Here is an 18,436-nt window from a genome sequence, read left to right on the forward strand (position 1 = left end):
TCCGAAGATGGAAACGGGCCCATGAGAATAACCAACAATCTGTCCCGGCAGGTGGCATTGTATCTGATCGTCACCAGCAGCCTGTCGGTTGCCTTGCTGACCCTGCTGTTGATGCTGCTGCCGAACTATCCGGTGTCCCAGGTGTGGAAGCTGTCCCCTGGGGGCGCTATCGGGGTAGCCATGGCCAGTGCCACCCTGGGTGCTGTCTTGCTGGGCGACCGCCTTGGCCGGCTGATACTGCCGGCCCTGCTTGCCATCTATGGTGCAGCCAGTGCGCTCTTCCAGCTATTGTCACCGGCCTGGCAGCAGGGGGTGCCAGGAGAACCCTACCTGCTGGCGGTGGTTCCCGCCCTGATCATGATCCTGCTGGCGTTTTGCTGCTGGTATGGCAACAAGCGCAGGTCTGGGCGCCTGCTGTGGCGGACTGGTGGCACCCTGGGCGTGGCCTTCGGAGTGGGGGCGCTGGCGGGTGCTTCCGATATCGGGGCCGGAGGCGCCCTGGAAACCCTGCGGGGGCAGGCCACTCACCTCGGGTCATTTGCCGCCATTGGCCTTGGTTGCGCTTTCTGGCTGGCAAGCACTGGTCAGGGGGGCACGGATAAACTGAGACTGTCACGTTCGGTGATGGTGCTGGGCCTGTGCGCCATTGTTGTCACTTTCTTCCTGGCCTATCAGGCCACCCACGCCCAGGAGCAGTCCCGGAGGTCACTGGCCACGCAATGGCTGGATGGCTATGCCGGCTCCCTCAAGGGCGCGCTGGATGATCGGGCCCTGATGCTGGAACGCCTGGTGGACAGCTGGGCCCGTCTTGACGACCGCATGGGGAACGATGACCTGGTGCGGGACTCACGCATCCTGTTTTCGGACCATCCGGGGTTTCGGGCGCTGCTGAAAATCAATAAACGGGCGCGGGAAAACTGGCGCTTCTCCGATGACCCGGACCTGACCCTGTGGCTGGAAAACCAGCTATTGAAAGATGATGGTCTTCGTTGGGTCCGTTTGTTTCCGGAGCGCAGCGAGACCAGCTCCTGGCTGGTTCCGGATAACCGGCACCCCGAGCGGCTGCTGGTAATCACCCGCCCGGCAGACAGCAGCCAGCAGTATCTCGTCGCACTGCTGGACCTGCAGGTTCTGATTCAACAGGAGTTGCCCGCTGACCATGGGGGGCTGGGCGTGCGCTTGGCCGGACCCAAGGGAGAGCTGGCGGTATCCGGGTTACCGGCATCGTCCGGACGGATTGCCCTGGCCACCAGGTCCTTCAGCCTCGGTGACAACGCCGGGGTGCTTACCCTGGCAGCCACCGGTGAACCGGGTCGCATGGGGCTCCTGCCCACAGCCATCCTGGTCTTTGGTCTGCTGCTGGCCTTTGTTGCCATGCACGCCCGGGCCCTGATGGAAGAGCAACAGCAGCGGGCAGGGAAGCTGGCAGCTGAAGGTCAGCGCCTGCGGGCCCTGATTGACCGGAACCCGGACCCGGTATTTGTTATCGACCGCGAGCACCGGTTTCAGCGCATGAACGCGGCCACGGCGGAAATTCTCGGTATGGGGGCAAACCGACTGGCCGGCATGGATTTCCGTGAGCTGATCAATGAAACCACGGTGCCGGCAGATGACCTTGGCATGCTGGAACATGCCTACAACCAGGCGCTCAGTGGCCTGACCCCGTCCGGGGTCAGGCTCACCTTCCAGAATTTTGGCAAGGAACCACGGCGCTTCAGCCTGTTGTTTGTACCGGTGGTCGTAGGGGGAGACGTCGAAGGCGTGTTCGGCCTGGCGCGGGAACTGCCTGCCTGAACGGCCGGGTTCACTCCTGGGTGGTCAGCGCTTCCAGCAGGTCCGCGAAGGCGGCGGGGGCCACAGGCTTGCTGAAGAGATAGCCCTGTACCTCGTCACAGTCCAGTTGTTCCAGGTGTTGCGCCTGCTTTTCCGTTTCAACGCCTTCGGCAATAACCCGCAGATCGAGGCTGTGGGCCAGCCGTATGATGGCGGTCACCACAGAAGCGCTGTTTCGGTCGGTCTCCATACCCTGAACGAAGGACTGGTCAATCTTGAGCTTGTCCACGGCAAACCGGTTCAGGTAAGCCATGCTGGAATAGCCGGTTCCAAAGTCATCAATGGCGACCTGGACGTTGTATTGCCTGAGCTGGGTGATGGTATTTGCCACCCGGGCTTCATCGCCGGCCAGAACCGATTCGGTCAGTTCCAGCTCAAGGAAACGTCCGTCAAAGGCTGTACTGTCCAGTATTCTCGCGACGGCGGCAGACAGGCCCGGGCGCTGGAACTGAATGGCTGACAGGTTTACCGCCAGGGTGATCGGCGGCAGGCCCGCCTCTTTCCAGGCCCGCCCCTGACGGCAGACTTCCCTCAACACCCACTCGCCGATGTCCACGATCAACCCGCTTTCTTCAGCAATGGGAATAAACCGGGCGGGTGACACCAGGCCCAGCTCCGGGTGCTGCCAGCGCAGCAGTGCCTCGGCACCCACCAGCTCCCGGCTGGCAAGGTTGAACTGGGGCTGGTAGTGGATAAAAAGCTCGCCCCGCGCCAGCGCACCCCGGAGCTCGGCAAGCAGCAACTGGCGCTCAAACGCCTTTTCCTGCATGGCCTTGTCGAACCGGCGCCAGGTGTTGCGGCCGCTTTCCTTGGCAGCGTACATGGCGGTGTCGGCATTACGGTATAGGGTAGTGAAGTCCTGGCCGTCCTCGGGGAACACTGACACACCGACGGAAACCGTCGTCAGCAGCTGGTGGCCGTTTACACTCACAGGATCCACCACGGTCTGCTGTATCCGGGCCAGTTCCGTCGCCATCGCCGCTTCGCCAGAGCCCACTTCCAGCAGCGCAATAAACTCATCACCCGAGGACCGGGCGAATAGCCGTTGCGGATCAGCGAGTGCCTGAAGACGCTGGCCGATGGTGCGCAGCAGTGCGTCGCCCATGTAATGACCAAGGGAATCGTTGATGTCCTTGAAGTTGTCCAGGTCGATGTACACGAGCAGGCCCTGCTGCCCGGTCTGTCCGGCACGCTGAAGCCGTTGTTGGGCCAGCTCCTCGAACCGGGCGCGGTTGGGTAGCTCGGTAAGTGCGTCGTACCGGGCCAGGAACTCGATGCGGCGAAGGTCCGCCCGCTGCTGGCTGATGTCCCTGACGAAGGCGCAAAATCCGTTGGTCACCATGCCATCAAAGACCTGGACGCTCAGCTCCACCTCGCGCACCTGACCGTTTCGGTGCTGCCAGCAGGATTCGAACCGGCCGGACCGGTTGCTGCCAATCTGTTTCAGCCGTTCACCGATGCCACCGGGATGACTGCCGGCATCGATATCTTCCAGGTTCATGGTTAGCAGCTCGGACTCACTGTACCCGGTAAGGGCCAGCGCTGCCGGATTGACCTGGACGAAGTTACCCCGATCATCCAGCAGTACCAGGGCGTCCATGGAAGCCTGCACCATCAGCTCGTAGTTGGCCTGCAGGCGTCGTTGCTCGGTGACTTCCGTCGCTATTGCGCCAGTGCCGGAAACCTGGCCTGAGGGGTCAGACAGTGGGAAGTGAACTGCCTCGAACAACCGCTGTCGGTTGTCCAGCGTGACCGCTTCCGTGGCAAGTACCGCCTTGCCAGCGGCAATGGCTGCCAGGTTATTCCTTTCGATAGCATTGGCAATCTGCGGCGCAATGATGTCACGGGGGTAGTGCCCAACAATCTCGCTGGCCGGTTTCCCGGCGAGGGCCTCAAAGGCCGGGTTGGCCAGCGTGATGCGGCCATCCCGGTCATGGAGTATGAGTATCGCCGGGGAGTTCTCCACAAAGGACTGGTTGAGCTGTTCACTTTGCTGCAGTGCCGCCGTGCGTTCGTTGACCAGCTCAGTCAGGTGTTCCTGATGACGTTTCAGGTCGCGGAACATGATCTGGTACGGCGTGGCCAGTCCGGTGACCAGAACGCCCCGGTAAATCAGGTAGACCGAGATCAGCAGGAAATAATGGCCCACCTCGTTGGCCAGTCCATAGACGCTGACATAACGTGTAAAGGACAGGGTTGCCAAAATGTTGAACGCCAGTGACGCCTGAATCAGCCAGTGGACCTGGGCATCGAACCGTTTCCTGCGGGCAAACAGCAAGGCCATGGCAACGGCGAAAGTCGTGGCGATCAGGTATTCCGTATTGACCTTGAACGCCGTGAGTCCGCCGGGCTCCCGGAAGGCATCCGGAAACATGCCGGTAAAGATCAGGCCCCCCAGCACAAGGGTGGCGCTTGCATACCCGGCCAGGACCCGGCCAGGGGATACGGACCGCCCCGCCGGTAATGCCGCCAACAGGAAGGCACTGGCTTCCAGAAGCCGAAAGGCCATCCAGAGCTGGGTTGGCAGATTGCCATGGTCAGGACCGACGAGTCCCAGGCCGCGGTAGGAGAGGGTGTGGAAAAGCTCCATGCCGGCAATAAAAACCGCCGCAATGCCCACCACACGAAGAAAATGATTATCCGCCCAGTGGCGGGTGTGCCAGGCGAGCACAAACAGCCCTCCCAGCACTAGGATACGAAGCAGCTCAACCAGTGTGTGGAACAGCAGAAACTGTTCCCTGGCGATCAGGTGCAGCACCCCCATGACCGCCAACAGGCCGATAAACTGTGGTACGGCAAGCAGTGTATTTGCTTTATCCCCAGGCGGCGCGGTTCCGGACATGGCTCTTTAAGTGATTGGACGATGTCAGGAGTGTATAACAGTTCTACAGGTTGGTCAGAACAACCTGATCCGGACTTGATCTGACTCAGTTATCCGGGGTAACCCGTGATCCGGCGAATATTGCGATAGAGGGGAGCGAGGCGCCGGTACATCGGACGATAGACTTCCAGGTAAAGCTGATTGTAGAGGGCGCTGGCTTCCAGATCTGGCTGAAAGACGTCTGTCGCTGCGGCCATTCCTTCGGCCGCTGCGGTCACGGATGGGTAAAACCCGAGCCCGGCGGCGGCGACCATGGCCGCCCCAAGACCGGAGGCCTCCGGCGTGCCGGGGCGACCCGCCGGCATACCAAAAATGTCTGCGGTCAGCTGCATGGCGGCATTGCTGCGGGAGCCGCCGCCGGCAACCCGCAGTGTTGTTACCGGGCTACCTTTGCGCTTTTCGATGCGTTCCTTGCCCTCCCGGAGTGCATAGGCCAGCCCTTCCAGCATGGCTCGGTAGATATGCGCCCGGGTATGCACGTCGCCAAAGCCAATCATGGCTCCCTTGGCTTCCGGACCGGGATGCCGTACTCCGGGCGACCAGTAGGGCTGAAGCATCAGGCCCATGGAACCTGGTGGTACCGTATTGACCAGTTCATCGAACAGAACTTCGGGCGCAATACCCCGCTTCTCTGCAATTCGTTGCTCCCGCAGGCCGAACTCCCGCTTGAACCAGCTCACCATCCAGTAGCCGCGGTAGATCATTACTTCAGAGGAATAGTGGCCGGGCAGGGCGGAAGGATAGGGAGGCATCAGTCTCACAGCTTCCATATATCGCCGGCTGGTCACATTGACGGTGGCCGTGGTGCCGTAGCTCAGGCAGGCGACGTCCGGCCCCGTGCCGCCACTGCCGAGGACTTCACACGCCTTGTCGGACGCGCTGGCAATGAGGGGCAGGCCGGGGGCCACACCCAGGTGGGCGGCTGCCTCCGGAGTCAGTGGTCCCAGTGAATTGCCCGGTGTGACCAGCTCAGGCAACTGGCTGGGGCGTACCGGCATCAGCTTCCATCTGAAATCTCGCGGGCTTGCCCAGCGCTGGCGCCTGTAGTCGAAGGGCAGGTACCCCACCTGACTGCCGGTGGAATCCCGGTAGTTGCCAGTCAGCCGCCAGGTGAGGTACCCGGATAGCAACAGGTATTTCTCAGTAGCGTGCCATAGATCTGGCTGGTTGCGGGCCAGCCAGTTGGCCTGGGCGTTGCGGCGAAACTGTTTAATGGTTTCGCTCAGACCGAGCCCACGGAACAGCCATCCCCAGGGGCCGGGCACGGGGCCGTCGACGTCGGCATGACGTTGGTCAAGCCATAGTATTGCCGGGCGAAGGGGGTTGCCGGCGCCATCCAGGGAGACAACCGTACCCCTCTGTGTGGTGAGGGTCACCCCCCTGACCTGGCCGGGGCTGGCGTGGGTACTGCTCCATAACAGCTTGCAGGCCTCGCCCATTTGCTGCCAGAAATACTCGGGGTGTTGCTCCGCCCAACCGGGTTGGTCCGAAAAATAGGGCTCGATGGGCTGGTGTCCCCGGCCCACCAGGCGGCCTGAGGGATCGAACAGAAGCGCCCTGACACTCTGGGTCCCCTGATCAATCGCCATGATCAGTGGACGGCTTTTATCTGCAGAGGTCATGGCGATGCACTCTCCGCAGGCAGGGCGAATGCCTCGCGCCACAGCGCCCGGTAACTGTCTGTCTCATTTTGCCAGCGTTCATCCGACCAGTTCAGTTCAGGCTGCAGCCGTTGCCGGACTTCTTCCAGCAGGTGATCGCCTCCCTCCGGGGTCAGTAGCCCCAGACGGGTGCGGCGTATCAGCAAGTCATCCAGGTGCACCACGCCCTCGGCCCTTGCAGCCCAATGTAGCTCTGCCCACAGGTATGGAGTGCCAGCAATCGGTTCCAGGGGGCCTGCCGCCAGAACCTCGGACAGCAGCTGGCCGTAATAACCCTGGAGGCGGCGCCAGGTGAGGTGGCCGATTTCCCGCGGTCGGACGAGGGGCGGATTCGGAGGAAAGGTTCGTTGCCGCTCGTCAGTGAGTTGCAGGCCGTCCAGCCAGGGGCTGGCGGTGAGCAGGACTTGCCGGGCGATAACCCGCCAGGTCGTCAACTTGCCGCCGGCCACTGAGATCAGGCCGTCCTCAGCCCAGACCACATGCTCCCGGCTCTCGCCGGACGGTGCTTTGTCGCGACCTTCCGTAACCACAGGCCGGACGCCCGCCCAGGTGGAAAGAACATCCTGCCGACCGGCCCTAGCTTCTGGACAGGCCGAATTGATCGCCGCCAGCAGGTACTCCACTTCCTGCTCACTGATCCTTGGCTCCTGGTCGAGGTCATCGGTATGGTCCAGGTCGGTGGTGCCCACCACGGTATGACCGAGCCAGGGGAAAATGAATACCGGGCGACGGTCTTCCGGGTGGCGGAGAGTAAGTGACACTGATACCGGCAGCCGGTGGAAGGGCAGGATAAGGTGACTTCCCCTGAGTGGTCGGATGCGTTCGTTCGGGTGGGGCGTCTGCCACAGGCGGTCGGCCCAGGCACCGGTGGCGTTTATCACGGCGTTTGCGGTCAGCGTCCGGCTTGAGCCGGGCACGGGGTGGTGATCCTCGAGGGTGACCTGCCAGGGCTCGTGGGGCGGACGCTGGAGAGCCGTAACACGGGTGTAGTTGCGGATAACAGCGCCTTTGCGTTGAGCCTCGGCCAGCAGCCGCAGTACCAGCCGGGCATCCTCCGTGACGGCGTCGGTAAACCCAGTGGCTGCCTTAAGCCCCTCTGTTGCTATGCCCGGCAGCCATTGCAGGATTTCGGTGTGGTCAATACGGTGCCGGTAACGCCTGCCGGAGAATCGGTCGTACAGCCACAGTACCTTGTCGAACAGCCAGGGACCCGGGAAGCCCTTGCGATAATGGGGCATCACATAGCGCATGGGGTCAACCAACCCGGGCAGCTCGTCCAGCATGCGCTGGCGTTCCCTTACCGCGTCCCGGGTCAACCTGAAATGACCACTGGCCAGGTACCGCAGGCCGCCATGGACCATCTTGGATGACCGGCTCGATGTGCCCCAGGCATAGTCCTTCTGCTCGACCAGCAGGCTATTCAGTCCTGCTGAGGCCGCTTCTAGCGCAATCCCTGCACCAGTGATGCCACCACCGATGACGATGAGATCGTAATGGGGAGACAGATCTTCCAGAGTCATCAGCCACTTTCCTTGCCGGCTCCGGGGCGGACCCGGCGCTCACGCAAGAGGGTGCCCGGGTTGAGGCAACCCTGGGGGTCAAATGTGGTGATAAGGCCTCGCAGAGCGAGCATGCCGGTTTCGCCCTTTTCCACATGTAGCCAGGGCGTATGGTCCTTGCCGACCCCATGCTGGTGGGAAATGGTGCCCCGGTTTTCCACAATGACTGCTGATGTGGTGTGCTTTAGCTGTTGCCATCGGCCCAGCGTCTTTTCGTAGGATTCGGCCACCGGGAAGACGTAAGTGGTATAGATACTGCTGCCCTGGGGATAGACGTGTGACAGATGGCTGAATACATGAACCGGTTGATTCTCGTCCGCCAGGCCATGCCGGAGGCTTTCCTCGGTTTTACCCATCAGGTAATCGACGTTGTCCCAGTCAGTGGCGGTTTCCAGGGTATCTACCGCATAACCCTGCTGCCACAAGCTCTCCCTCAGGTAGGGCATGGCGAAGCGATTCTCCGCCCATTTGCGCCCCATGCCGGAACCGAGGTAAACGCCGTGGAACGCTTTGCAACAGCGCCGGGCCTCGTTCAGCGCGAAACGACACTGTCGCTTCGAGCCGGTCACGCCAATGGTCATCATGCACTTGTTGGCGCCGGCGCCCCGCAGGCTCAGATACCGCTCCAGCATGCGGATTTTCGCAGGGTGCCCGGCCAGGGCAAGCTGGGTTTCCGTTTCTGTGGGGTTGCTCAATCGCAGCATCGATAAGGGCAGCCTGCCTTGAACCATATGCCTGGCGGCTTCCCGTGCCGTGTGCCAGTCCGGGAAAAAGAGCACGTGGAACGATTCCCGTTCGGGCAGGGGAGTAACGCGAACCCTGGCTTCGGTGATGATTCCCAGTCGTCCTTCGGAACCCAGCACCATCTCCCTGACATCAGGGCCCGCCGAGGAAGCAGGCAGGGTGGGTATGGTCAATGTGCCCTGCAGGGTCTCGACGGTGCCGCCGGCAAAGAGTTGCTCTATGCGACCATAGCGAAGGGATTGCTGACCACTTGACCGGCTCGCCACCCAGCCACCAAGGGTAGACAATTCAAAGGATTGCGGAAAATGCCCGAGCGTATAGCCCCTGGCCCGCAACTGTGACTCCACCAAGGGGCCGGGTGTGCCCGCGCCAAACGTGGCAATCTGGCTTTCAGGGTCCAGATCCAGCAAGCGGTTCATGCGAGCCAGACTGAGGGTCAGTACGGGCTTGTTGCCGGCTACGGGGTTGATGTGGCCTGCAACGCTGGTGCCGCCGCCGTAGGCAATGACTGTAAAGCCTTCTTTGACGGCCAGTTCCAGCAGTTCCCGGACCTGTCCCCCGGCTTCGGGTTCGGCAACCCCATCCGGAAACACTTCAAATTTACCGCTGCGCATGGCGAGCCAGTCCGGCAGGCTCTGGCCGCGGGCGTGGCGGACCCGGATCTCGGGGTCCTTGTTGATCAGCGGATGGTCGGGGAGGCGAGACCCGGGCACCTGTTGGAGTACGTCCTCCAGGGTGGCGTCCGGGAGTGGTTGGGCGGTTCCTGTTCTTTCTTTGAGGTGGGTGAGGCCGCTGGCCGGGAGTTCTGGCCGGACATTGTCATCACCCCAGCCGTTCCATCTGCGCATGAGGGTTCCCTTGCTGGTGTTTACTGGCTGCCTGAAATCCTGCTGATCTTGTCAGTAAATCTGAGCTTAATAAAGTACCAGTGGTACTTCACGTTCGATCCGGTAGCTATCCGCCATCACTGGATGAGGTTTTATCCCGGGAAGACGTGTAATCTGCCTTCCTCGTTATTCCCCACTGATTTGACCGAGGTAACCCATGGCCCGTTTTGAGCAGCTTGGCACCGCCATTATTCCCGGCAAGGGAACACAGCTGCGGTTGCTGCAGCGTAACGACGAGTTCTCCATCAAGATTGCAGGTAGTCCGGGTGAGCTGATGAACAGTCGTCTGCATGGGTCGGAAGATGCGCTGGCGACCCTGGCCTGCGAACGCCTCGTGGATAACCCCGCACCGAAGGTTCTCATCGGAGGGCTGGGCATGGGGTTTACCCTGGCTGCAGCGCTCGGCGCCCTGGGGGAGAAAGCTGAGGTTACCGTGGCTGAACTGGTGCCGGAGGTGGAAACCTGGAATCGCGGGCCATTGGGCAGTGCGGCAGGGTACCCGCTGAACGATCCGAGGGCCCGGGTACATATCGGTGATGTGGTTGAGCTGATCCGGATGTCGCCGGGGGCCTGGGATGCCATCCTGCTGGACATCGACAATGGCCCGGAAGGCCTGACCCGGAAAGAGAACGACTGGCTCTATACCACCCCGGGCATTGCTGCAGCGCAGGCAGCGCTGACGCCGGATGGAATCCTGGCCTACTGGTCTGCCGGCCAGGATCCCGCGTTTACAGAACGGCTCAAACGGGCCGGGCTTTCCGTGGAGCCGGTAACGGTACGCGCACACCGGCCAGGCAAGGGGGCCCGCCATGTTATCTGGCTGGCCTGGTGAGGACCGCGAGAGGCGTCAGGAATCGTCATCCGCGTCCTGTTGCCGTTCGAGGCGTTCCCGCTCTTCCTCCGTGGCGGCAGCAATGACCTCCATCACTTCATTGACATCGGCGATGCTTTCATCGCGGACGAACTGGCCGGTCAGTTTACTGTCGGCATGCAGTCTGCCGGATTCGTACAATGCCCAGATTTCACCGGCATAGTCGGTTTCCAACAGCTCCGGGGCAAAGCGGCCAAAGTAACGGCGCATGTTGTCCACATCCCGCTGGAACATGCGTTCGGCATTGTTGTTACCGGCGGCATCCACGGCCTGGGGCAGGTCGATAATAACCGGACCTTCCGGGTCTACCAGCACGTTGAATTCCGACAGGTCACCATGAACCAGCCCGGCACAGAGCATACGCACAACATCGGCGATGATCTGACCGTGATAGTCGCGGGCCTGTTCCGGGGTCAGGGTGACGTCATCGAGTCGTGGTGCAGCCTCGCCGTTGCTGTCCGCCACCAGTTCCATCAATAGAACACCGTCCACGAAGCCGAAGGGCTCGGGTACCCGCACGCCGGCTGCGGCCAGTCTATAGAGGGCATCAACTTCGGCGTTCAGCCAGGCGTCTTCCTGTTCCTTCTGGCCGTACTTCGTTTTCCGGCTCATGGCCCGGGCACGCCGGCTGTTGCGAACCTTGCGACCTTCCTGGTACTCCACCGCCTGCTTGAAGCTGCGTTTCTGTGCCTCCTTGAAGACTTTGGCGCAGCGAAGCTGGCCGGCACAACGTACCACGTAGACCTGTGCCTCCTTGCCACTCATCAGCTGGTAGAGAACCTCATCTACCAGACCGTCATCTACCAGTGGTTGTAATCGCTTTGGAACCTTCATAGAGCCTTTTGGTGGTATTTGTCATAATTCTGGCCTGGTCCGGAGGGACATACTGGTATCAGTCGCCAGCCAGGTCCGCCCGGGTGGTCCCCAGGAATGGTCGTGGGGGCAGTATAGAGTGCTGACCACCAAAAAGGCAGTCGAAGCTCGCGTGGTGTTATCGGTAACGGTTGAGACGCTGTTGCAAAACGCAACATGTGTGGTAACCTGAATCAGGTTATCCAAAATGTCAGGAGGTTCCATGACCACTCCCGTCCGGCTTGAAGACACCCTGGTACGCCACGCGGCAGCCGAGGCACAGGTTCAGCGACGCTCGACGCCAAAACAGATCGAGTTCTGGGCCGAGATCGGCCGAGCGGTCGCCGGCGAGGTCAGCGCCGAAGACCTGATTGCCATCAGTCAGGGCATACGCAGGGTGAGGGTAGAGCCAGTATTGCCGGAGCCGGCCACCAGTGACGATATCTGGGCAGACGTAGAGGCGGACCGTGAGTCCGGTGAGCTGTCCCGGCATATTGCCAGTGGCCGTATCGTCTACCAGGCCTCTGAACGCCGTCCCGGTTACCTTGAGGCGATTTATCCGGATGGGCAGAAAATTACCGGGCAGTTCCGCAATGGCCGCTTTGAGCCCCTGAGCGGCCAGGACCATGCAGCCTGAGCTCTGGCTGCTGGCTGGAGGTAATGGCGCCGGTAAATCAACGTTCTACGAACGTTTTTTAAAGCCGAGAAACATCCCCCTTATCAACGCGGACAACATCGCCCGTACACTGTGGCCGGCTGAGCCGGAAGCCCATAGCTACGAAGCCGCCCTGATTGCCGAGAAAGAACGGTTCCGGCTGGTTGAGGAAGGACAGACCTTTTGCTTCGAGACGGTGTATTCACATCCGTCCAAGCTCGACTTCATTGCCACCGCCAAGGCGGCGGGGTTCCGCATCCACATCTTCTATTTCCACCTGGGCGATACCGGGTTGCACAACGCGCGGGTTGCGTCCCGTGTGCAGGCCGGTGGTCACCATGTTCCCGAGTCGAAGGTAAACAGCCGCGTTCCGAGAACCTTCTCGAATATCCGCGATTCCGTGGGGTTGGCGGACGAACTTCACCTGGTGGACAACTCCAGTACCGTCAAACCCTATGTCCGGATTGCCTCCTGGAAGGACGGTGCCTGGCAAATTTTCGTGAAGGAAGTGCCCGAGTGGGCATCCCGGATCATGGGGTAACCACGGGACCCTCGCCAGGAAAAAGGGCAAGGCCGAAGCCTTGTCAGAATTTCCATCGCCATGAATGTGGTGTTCAGGAGGGGTTTTCTCCAGCTTCCAGCCGCGCCTTCAGCTCTCGCAGGTTGCGGTTAAGGATGGCGTTTTCCAGTCCCTGGATATACTGGCTCACTGACCCGCCACCGTTGGCGGGGGGACTGAAGTTGAATGACACCGAGACATCCGTGCTGAGATTGTTCTCACTGCGTTCAAAGATTACCGTTCCCCAGGTCTGCAAATCGGAACCTTCCAGTGAGCGCCAGGCCAGCCGCCGCCCTGGCTGGTCATCGACGGTCTCTGCATCCCACTGGATGGCCTGCCCCGCAGGCACCTTGGCGACCCAGTGCGTAACGTTCCCTTCCATGGGTTCCACCCGCTCAATGAAGCTCATCACCGAGGGCAGGTTCTGGAAATTTCGCCAGAACTGGTAAACCTCTTCCGGCGAACGGTGGATCGTCACATGCCCCGAAAGGTGCACATCGCCAGGTCGTTTGCGGGCGTCCGTGCGGTGGCGTTGTTTCAGTCCCGATGCACCCACCACGGCACCTGCCACCCCGGCACCAAGCCCACCCAATAGCCAGGAGGGACTCAGCGAAGTGGAAGAAGGACCGGTACTGCCGGGTGCGGGCAGTCGCTGTCGTCGGGAAAGGGCGCGCTCATCCGACCGGTGTTTCAGGTACCAGCTGGCTCCGCCCAAAAGGGCGAGGGCCCCCAGCAGCAGTCCTGACCCGGACGCGGCAGAGGTTTTCGGGGTACGGTGGGGCATCGTGTTTCTCCCTGGTTGATGTTTGAGCAATTTTCAGGCGGCCATGTCACGGCATGCCCTGGCGCATTCCCTGCAGGCCTGCGCACACTGCCTGCAATGGTCGTGATCGTGTTTTTCGCACTCATCTGCGCAGGTATCGCAAATATCGGCGCAGGCCCGGCAGAGGATGCTTGCGCATTCGCTGTCCCTGGCCATATAGCCCGCGGCGAGCCGGCAGAGTGCTGCGCAGTCCATGTCCAGCCGGATACAGCGTGCCATGTGGGAAACATTGCTTTCATTCAGGCAGGCAACGGCGCAGTGATCACAGGCATCTGCACAGGTATTACACGCCCGGATACAGTCAGCGTATTTTTCATGTGCCATATCATCCTCCCGGGAAGTCAGTTGGCTTTTCCATTGACATCAGCGAGTGCTGCGAAGATTGCGCCAGATAAAGCAAGATGAAGGCATGGTAAGCAGGCACTGTGGACGTACGGGAAAGGCAGGGAAATCAGGTGGTCCGGCAGTGGATACTGAAGGCGCCGTCGGAAGTTAAAGTCGGGGAGTTTTCTCCCAGTAGGGCAGACCCTGCATATTTACCGCTTTCTTTGTATTTCTTACCGATCAGGGCGGCTCAACTCGCCTGGCGCAGGGCCTCGATCAGTTCCTGCTTGGTCATTTTGCTGCGTCCTGTGATGCCTTCCTGGCGGGCTTTCTCGTAGAGCTGGTCTCGACTGAGGTCATTATCCGGCCCGCCGGATTCCCGTCCGGAATGCTTCTGCCCGCCGCCGCGCTGCCCCTCGAGGCGTTCCTTGAGCACCTGCATCAGGTCGACCACATTGTCGGGTTCCTGGTCCTCTTCCGGTACTTCTTCGGTTAGGACGTCCTCATGAGATGCGAATTTATGATCGATCAACTCACGCAAACGGCGGACCTGGGTCTCTACCAGCTTGTCGGGATCGAAAGTCTTGCGGGAGAGATCCTCGATAGCCTTGCGGGTCTTTTGCAACTGTTGCTTGGCAGGTTCGGGTAGCTCCTCAGGCAGCCCCACTTGTTCGGGCGAGCGGATCTCGTCATGAAAGCGCAAGGTTTCCGCCCTGAGAATCCCACCCTCGGAGAGGATGGCAATCAGGTATTCCCGGTCCCGCATCACGAAGGTCGCAATACCGGCCCGCTTTGTCTCTTCCAGGGCTTTGGCCAACAAGCGATAGGCCTTGGTCGTGTCCGAGTCCGGGGCAAGGAAATATCCCCTCTCAAAGAACACCGGGTTGATTTCGTCCAGGGGTACGAAGCGCTGCAGGTCGATCTCGCGGGTCTTTTCTGGTGCGAGGGCTTCCAGGTCCTCGTCCTCTATCAACACGAACTCGTTGTCCCCTGTGGGATACCCCCTGACCAGGTCCTCCGCCTCCAGCATCTGGTTCTTTTCCTCGTTAAAGTATCTGCGCCGCAGGTGGTTTCCCTCGACATCCACCATGCCAAGGCGTACCGGCTTGCCGCGGTTAGCGGGGAACAGGGACACCGGCAGGCTCACCAGGCCAAAGGCGATCACCCCGGACCAGAAGGGGCGGGGGTGGTGTTGATGCTGGTCGTTGCCATTATTTTGCCTTTTGTCCCGTGCTTTTCTTCTTGCCATTTCCGACTCCCCTGAGACTGGCTTCCAGCGCTGCCCTGAGATCTCCCGTCGATTTCTTGCGGGACGGGGGCGAACGCTTGACCCGCTTACCCTTGCCCTTGCTGTCGATCATTTCCAGCACCCGGTCCCGATACTCGTCACGGTACGCCTCTGGTTCAAAACTGGCCTCCAGCATGTCGATCAGCTGCCTGGCCATGGAAAGCTCTTTCCTGTCCAGCGCCTTGCCCTTTGGCGGCCTGAGTTCGGACACGTCTATGACTTCGTCGCGGAACCGTAATGACATCAACACAGGGTAGCCGTCATACAGGCGCAGGGCGCCGTAGTATTCCTTGTGCCGCATGACCCAGTGAGCCAGGCCCTCCCGCTGCTTTCCCTCCAGAGCCCCGATCAGGGCGCTGTAGGCGTCGTCGGCGCCGTCCGGGCCCAGGTAATAGGGGCGGTCGTACCACCGGTGGTCTATGGCTTTTGGGGGCAGGAAACTGAGGACGTCGATAGTGCGGGAAGGCTCTGGCTTCAGTTCCTCCAGTTCGTCGGAATCCAGGAGCACCTGGGCGCCTTCATCACTCCGAAAAATCCGTCGGGTTTCTGCCCAGGGCACGACGGTGTCGCTGTCCGGGTTAACCAGGGCCTGCTTCACCGGCTGCCTTGCCTTGCGATGGAGAAAACGGAACCGGACGTTGCGGTCTTCTACCGCGGAATAGAGCTTTACCGGGACCTCCACGCCGCCGAACGTGAGCACACCCTTCCAGATTGCTCTTGCGGCCACTACTCATGCTCCTGTGCACAGTCAGGACAAATTAAGCCCTTGTCGGAGTCTGTTTCGTTAAGGCACCAGGCGCAGACACCCCGGTCACAAACCGTGCACCAGGTAATCATCTCCGCATGCACGGAACCTTCACAGATAACGCAGTGCTCCGGGCCATCGGTTATCCACCACTGGCGGTCACTACCTGGTTCCGATGAATGGTCGGTGGGGCCCATCATTTTTTCTCCAGGTATTGTTCGAGCAAGGATCTGGGTATCGTGTTTCGTGCACCTTCGTAGCCTTCCCACGGGTCTGTCTTGAGGGCACTGAGACGGCGCCGAAGGTTGCTGACCGTGTATCGATTGGCGGTGGCGCCGGGGGTGAGCTCGTCCCACCGCAAAGGGGTGGCGACGGTGGCGTTGTCCCGCGCCCGTGTGGAGTACCGGGCGATACTGGTGTTGCCCCGGCCATTGCGCAGGTAGTCGATGAAAACCTTGCCCCGGCGCTTGTCCTTCGACATGTTCGTGGTCAGGGCTTTGGGGTCGTCTGAGGCGTGGGCCCGGGCGATACCAAGGGTAAATGCCTTTATTTCCTCCCACTCCCACTCTGGTTTGATCGGTACGATCAGGTGCAACCCCTTGCCTCCGGTGGCCTGGAGGAAACTGGTAAGCCCAAGTTCGTCCAGGCGTTCCCTCAGGCTGGTTGCTGCCCGGGCAATAGCCCGCCAGCTCACGTTGGTGCCCGGGTCCAGGTCGAAGATCAGGGTATCCGGCTGTTCCACCTTGTCGATGGTGCAGCCCCAGGGGTGAAGCTCAAGCACGCCGTACTGAACCAGCGCAACCAGATGACTGGCTGATTCCACGTAAAGATAGGTAGAGTGACCACCCTGCTTTTCCGCGATTTCGATTCTGGGGACGTCGCTGGCAAAGGCGTGGTCAGGGTGCTTCTGGAAAAAACACTCGTCACTGATCCCTTCCGGGCAACGCAGCATGGAAAGGGGGCGTCGCGCCAGGTGCCTCAGTACCTGGTCGTGCACCGCCTCGTAATACCGGGCAACATCGAGCTTGGTGATACCCTGGTTCGGGTAAAGGATGCGGTCCGGGTGGGTAATGGTGACACCGGCAATAACCGGATCGGTTCCTTTACTTGTTCTGGAACGGGTTGTTCTGTCCGGTTTCCGGGGTTTTCCGGTACCGGACTGCTCCTGGCTGGACTTGTCCATTCTGACCTCGCTGGCGGGTTTGTCTTCTCTCACGCCCCGAAATACGGGGTGGCGCAGGGCGCCGCTGCCGGTTCGTTCGCTGAACTCCACTTCCACCACGACCTTTGGCGTGACCCAATGCACGCCAGCGGGGGAGGGCGGCCTGTCGAGGAACGGGGAGGTTTTTCGGGACAGGGCACTCAGTGTCTTGTGGAGGCTTGCCAGTTGCTGACCGGAAAAGCCTGACCCCACACGCCCGGCATAGATGAGCCGGTCGCCGTCCCAAGCGCCAAGCAGAAGGGAACCAAAACCATTGCGTGTCCCGGAAGGCCGGGTAAAGCCGCCAACAACAAACTCGTCCTGCTGTACACACTTGGTCTTCAGCCAGCTTCGGTGCCGGCCCGGGTGGTACGCTGCCTGGCTGTCCTTGGAGACCATGCCTTCCAGGCCCATTTCGCATACCTGCCGGAAAAAGGCCGGCCCCTGGCCGCGGATATGGTCCGAATAACGGATTCGCCCCTTGCCGTCAGGATCCGGGGGGATCAACAGCCTGAGAGTTTCCTTGCGCTCGATGAGGGGCGTTTTGCGCAAGTCATACCCGTCAAGGTAGAGCAGGTCGAAAGCCTGGAGTACCAGCGATGACCTGGCCTTATTGGCCTTGCCGGCAGAGAGGTATTCCTGCAGCTTGCGAAAACTGGTGGAGCCGTCCGGTTCCGGCACCACCACTTCACCATCGATCAGGGCGGAGGTCACTGGCAGGTCCTGTAACGCCTCGACGAGGCCGGGAAAGCGACGAGTCCAGTCCTTCCCGTTACGGGTTGTCAGGGTAACCTCACCGTGGTCAATCTGCGCAAGCAGCCGGTAACCATCGAACTTGAGTTCATGTAGCCAGGACTCGCCTTCGGGTGGTGTATCGACCAGGGTGGCAAGCTGGACCGATGGCGCGTCGGTCAGTTTCCGGCGACGGTTATTGGTCAGCTCCGCGGGTTCCGGTTTCGATTCTCCATCGTCAGGCGCCTCTTCCCGGGCGATCTGCGCCATGGTTCGTCCGGTCACGACACTAATATCCTCCGGTTCCGGAATGCTTTCATCGGAGCGTTTGATCAGTAACCAGTTCCGACCGGCGCGTTTGCCAGAGCGATTCCTGTCCCGAATGCGAACCAGCGTCCAGTGACCGTTAAGCTTCTCACCATGGAGCTCAAAATCGATACGGTCTTTCGTGGGATTCTTCAGGGGTTTCCAAAACCCCCTGTCCCAGAGCATGACGGTACCACCACCGTATTCACCCTGTGGAATAACGCCTTCGAAGGTGCCGTAGTCCAGAGGATGATCTTCCACTTCCACCGCCAGGCGCTTTTCACCCGGCGCCAGGCTCGGGCCCTTGGGCAGGGCCCAACTGCGCAGAACGCCGTCCTGCTCCAGGCGGAGATCGAAATGGTCATGGCTGGCGGCATGCATATGCATGATATATTGTCCGGTACCACCGTCGGCACGGACGGTGCCGGCGGGTTCTGCCGTTCGGCTGAAATCCCGTTTCCGCTGATACTCGCTCAGTCGGGCGTTAGTGCTCACGACTTCCCTTACCGTCATGA

General features: G+C 60.8%; 14 protein-coding genes. 4 read left to right on the plus strand and 10 right to left on the minus strand.

Annotated elements, in window-relative coordinates:
- Positions 1–21: 21 nt before the first annotated feature.
- Entirely contained in the window at positions 22–1,794 is a 1,773-nt protein-coding gene (locus tag ACESMZ_RS06885; protein WP_372958640.1) for a PAS domain-containing protein, read from the plus strand.
- Between the two features lie 10 nt (positions 1,795–1,804).
- On the opposite strand, the gene ACESMZ_RS06890 is transcribed toward ACESMZ_RS06885, so the two are convergent.
- The 4 genes from ACESMZ_RS06890 to ACESMZ_RS06905 all read right to left on the minus strand — a co-directional run bounded on the left by ACESMZ_RS06890 (position 1,805) and on the right by ACESMZ_RS06905 (position 9,526).
- Positions 1,805–4,675 carry an EAL domain-containing protein gene (locus ACESMZ_RS06890; protein WP_372972398.1) on the minus strand — a complete coding sequence of 957 codons (2,871 nt, stop codon included), beginning with the start codon at positions 4,673–4,675 and terminating at the stop codon, positions 1,805–1,807.
- An 89-nt stretch (positions 4,676–4,764) separates the two neighbouring features.
- Positions 4,765–6,336: an FGGY-family carbohydrate kinase gene (locus tag ACESMZ_RS06895; protein WP_372958642.1), complete on the minus strand. Its 1,572-nt coding sequence runs from the start codon at positions 6,334–6,336 to the stop codon at positions 4,765–4,767.
- A complete protein-coding gene (locus ACESMZ_RS06900) occupies positions 6,333–7,895 on the minus strand; it encodes a glycerol-3-phosphate dehydrogenase/oxidase (protein ID WP_372972399.1) in 1,563 nt (520 codons plus the stop codon). Before ACESMZ_RS06900 ends, ACESMZ_RS06895 begins: the two co-directional genes overlap by 4 nt.
- Entirely contained in the window at positions 7,895–9,526 is a 1,632-nt protein-coding gene (locus tag ACESMZ_RS06905; protein WP_372958644.1) for an FAD-binding oxidoreductase, read from the minus strand. The genes ACESMZ_RS06900 and ACESMZ_RS06905 overlap by 1 nt, the downstream gene beginning before the upstream one ends.
- A 196-nt stretch (positions 9,527–9,722) precedes the next feature.
- Between ACESMZ_RS06905 and ACESMZ_RS06910 the strand changes: the two genes are divergently transcribed.
- Positions 9,723–10,397 carry a spermidine synthase gene (locus ACESMZ_RS06910; protein WP_372958645.1) on the plus strand — a complete coding sequence of 225 codons (675 nt, stop codon included), beginning with the start codon at positions 9,723–9,725 and terminating at the stop codon, positions 10,395–10,397.
- A 15-nt stretch (positions 10,398–10,412) separates the two neighbouring features.
- Here the strand turns inward: ACESMZ_RS06910 and ACESMZ_RS06915 are convergent, their stop codons facing one another.
- Positions 10,413–11,270 carry a PA4780 family RIO1-like protein kinase gene (locus ACESMZ_RS06915; protein WP_372958646.1) on the minus strand — a complete coding sequence of 286 codons (858 nt, stop codon included), beginning with the start codon at positions 11,268–11,270 and terminating at the stop codon, positions 10,413–10,415.
- A gap of 241 nt (positions 11,271–11,511) precedes the next feature.
- Between ACESMZ_RS06915 and ACESMZ_RS06920 the strand changes: the two genes are divergently transcribed.
- Together ACESMZ_RS06920 and ACESMZ_RS06925 are read left to right on the plus strand one after the other, a co-directional pair.
- Positions 11,512–11,925 carry a TA system antitoxin ParD family protein gene (locus ACESMZ_RS06920; protein ID WP_372958647.1) on the plus strand — a complete coding sequence of 138 codons (414 nt, stop codon included), beginning with the start codon at positions 11,512–11,514 and terminating at the stop codon, positions 11,923–11,925.
- Positions 11,915–12,484, plus strand: a complete 570-nt coding sequence (locus tag ACESMZ_RS06925; protein WP_372958648.1) for an AAA family ATPase — start codon at positions 11,915–11,917, stop codon at positions 12,482–12,484. Before ACESMZ_RS06920 ends, ACESMZ_RS06925 begins: the two co-directional genes overlap by 11 nt.
- 73 nt (positions 12,485–12,557) lie before the next feature.
- Here the strand turns inward: ACESMZ_RS06925 and ACESMZ_RS06930 are convergent, their stop codons facing one another.
- The 5 genes from ACESMZ_RS06930 to ligD all read right to left on the minus strand — a co-directional run bounded on the left by ACESMZ_RS06930 (position 12,558) and on the right by ligD (position 18,416).
- Complete coding sequence (locus ACESMZ_RS06930) at positions 12,558–13,286, minus strand: SRPBCC family protein (protein ID WP_372972400.1); 729 nt, start codon at positions 13,284–13,286, stop codon at positions 12,558–12,560.
- 33 nt (positions 13,287–13,319) lie between these two features.
- Positions 13,320–13,649 (minus strand): four-helix bundle copper-binding protein, encoded by a 330-nt coding sequence (locus ACESMZ_RS06935; RefSeq protein ID WP_372958650.1) that lies wholly within the window; start codon positions 13,647–13,649, stop codon positions 13,320–13,322.
- A gap of 250 nt (positions 13,650–13,899) precedes the next feature.
- Positions 13,900–14,898 carry a Ku protein gene (locus tag ACESMZ_RS06940; RefSeq protein ID WP_372957548.1) on the minus strand — a complete coding sequence of 333 codons (999 nt, stop codon included), beginning with the start codon at positions 14,896–14,898 and terminating at the stop codon, positions 13,900–13,902.
- Positions 14,861–15,664 carry a Ku protein gene (locus ACESMZ_RS06945; RefSeq protein ID WP_372957549.1) on the minus strand — a complete coding sequence of 268 codons (804 nt, stop codon included), beginning with the start codon at positions 15,662–15,664 and terminating at the stop codon, positions 14,861–14,863. Before ACESMZ_RS06945 ends, ACESMZ_RS06940 begins: the two co-directional genes overlap by 38 nt.
- Positions 15,665–15,878: 214 nt before the next feature.
- Positions 15,879–18,416: a DNA ligase D gene (gene ligD, locus ACESMZ_RS06950; protein WP_372972401.1), complete on the minus strand. Its 2,538-nt coding sequence runs from the start codon at positions 18,414–18,416 to the stop codon at positions 15,879–15,881.
- Positions 18,417–18,436: the final 20 nt, after the last annotated feature.

The sequence above is a fragment of the Marinobacter sp. genome (genome assembly GCF_041690615.1).
GTDB lineage: Bacteria > Pseudomonadota > Gammaproteobacteria > Pseudomonadales > Oleiphilaceae > Marinobacter.

Bases quoted from the DNA above. Each gene is read 5' to 3' on its own strand.
- ACESMZ_RS06935 (WP_372958650.1), bottom strand. From the start codon at position 13,649: ATGGCACATGAAAAATACGCTGACTGTATCCGGGCGTGTAATACCTGT.
- ACESMZ_RS06900 (WP_372972399.1), bottom strand. From the start codon at position 7,895: ATGACTCTGGAAGATCTGTCTCCCCATTACGATCTCATCGTCATCGGT.
- ACESMZ_RS06905 (WP_372958644.1), bottom strand. From the start codon at position 9,526: ATGCGCAGATGGAACGGCTGGGGTGATGACAATGTCCGGCCAGAACTC.
- ACESMZ_RS06890 (WP_372972398.1), bottom strand. From the start codon at position 4,675: ATGTCCGGAACCGCGCCGCCTGGGGATAAAGCAAATACACTGCTTGCC.
- ACESMZ_RS06925 (WP_372958648.1), top strand. From the start codon at position 11,915: ATGCAGCCTGAGCTCTGGCTGCTGGCTGGAGGTAATGGCGCCGGTAAA.
- ACESMZ_RS06910 (WP_372958645.1), top strand. From the start codon at position 9,723: ATGGCCCGTTTTGAGCAGCTTGGCACCGCCATTATTCCCGGCAAGGGA.
- ACESMZ_RS06895 (WP_372958642.1), bottom strand. From the start codon at position 6,336: ATGACCTCTGCAGATAAAAGCCGTCCACTGATCATGGCGATTGATCAG.
- ACESMZ_RS06930 (WP_372972400.1), bottom strand. From the start codon at position 13,286: ATGCCCCACCGTACCCCGAAAACCTCTGCCGCGTCCGGGTCAGGACTG.
- ACESMZ_RS06920 (WP_372958647.1), top strand. From the start codon at position 11,512: ATGACCACTCCCGTCCGGCTTGAAGACACCCTGGTACGCCACGCGGCA.
- ACESMZ_RS06940 (WP_372957548.1), bottom strand. From the start codon at position 14,898: ATGGCAAGAAGAAAAGCACGGGACAAAAGGCAAAATAATGGCAACGAC.
- ACESMZ_RS06885 (WP_372958640.1), top strand. From the start codon at position 22: ATGAGAATAACCAACAATCTGTCCCGGCAGGTGGCATTGTATCTGATC.
- ACESMZ_RS06915 (WP_372958646.1), bottom strand. From the start codon at position 11,270: ATGAAGGTTCCAAAGCGATTACAACCACTGGTAGATGACGGTCTGGTA.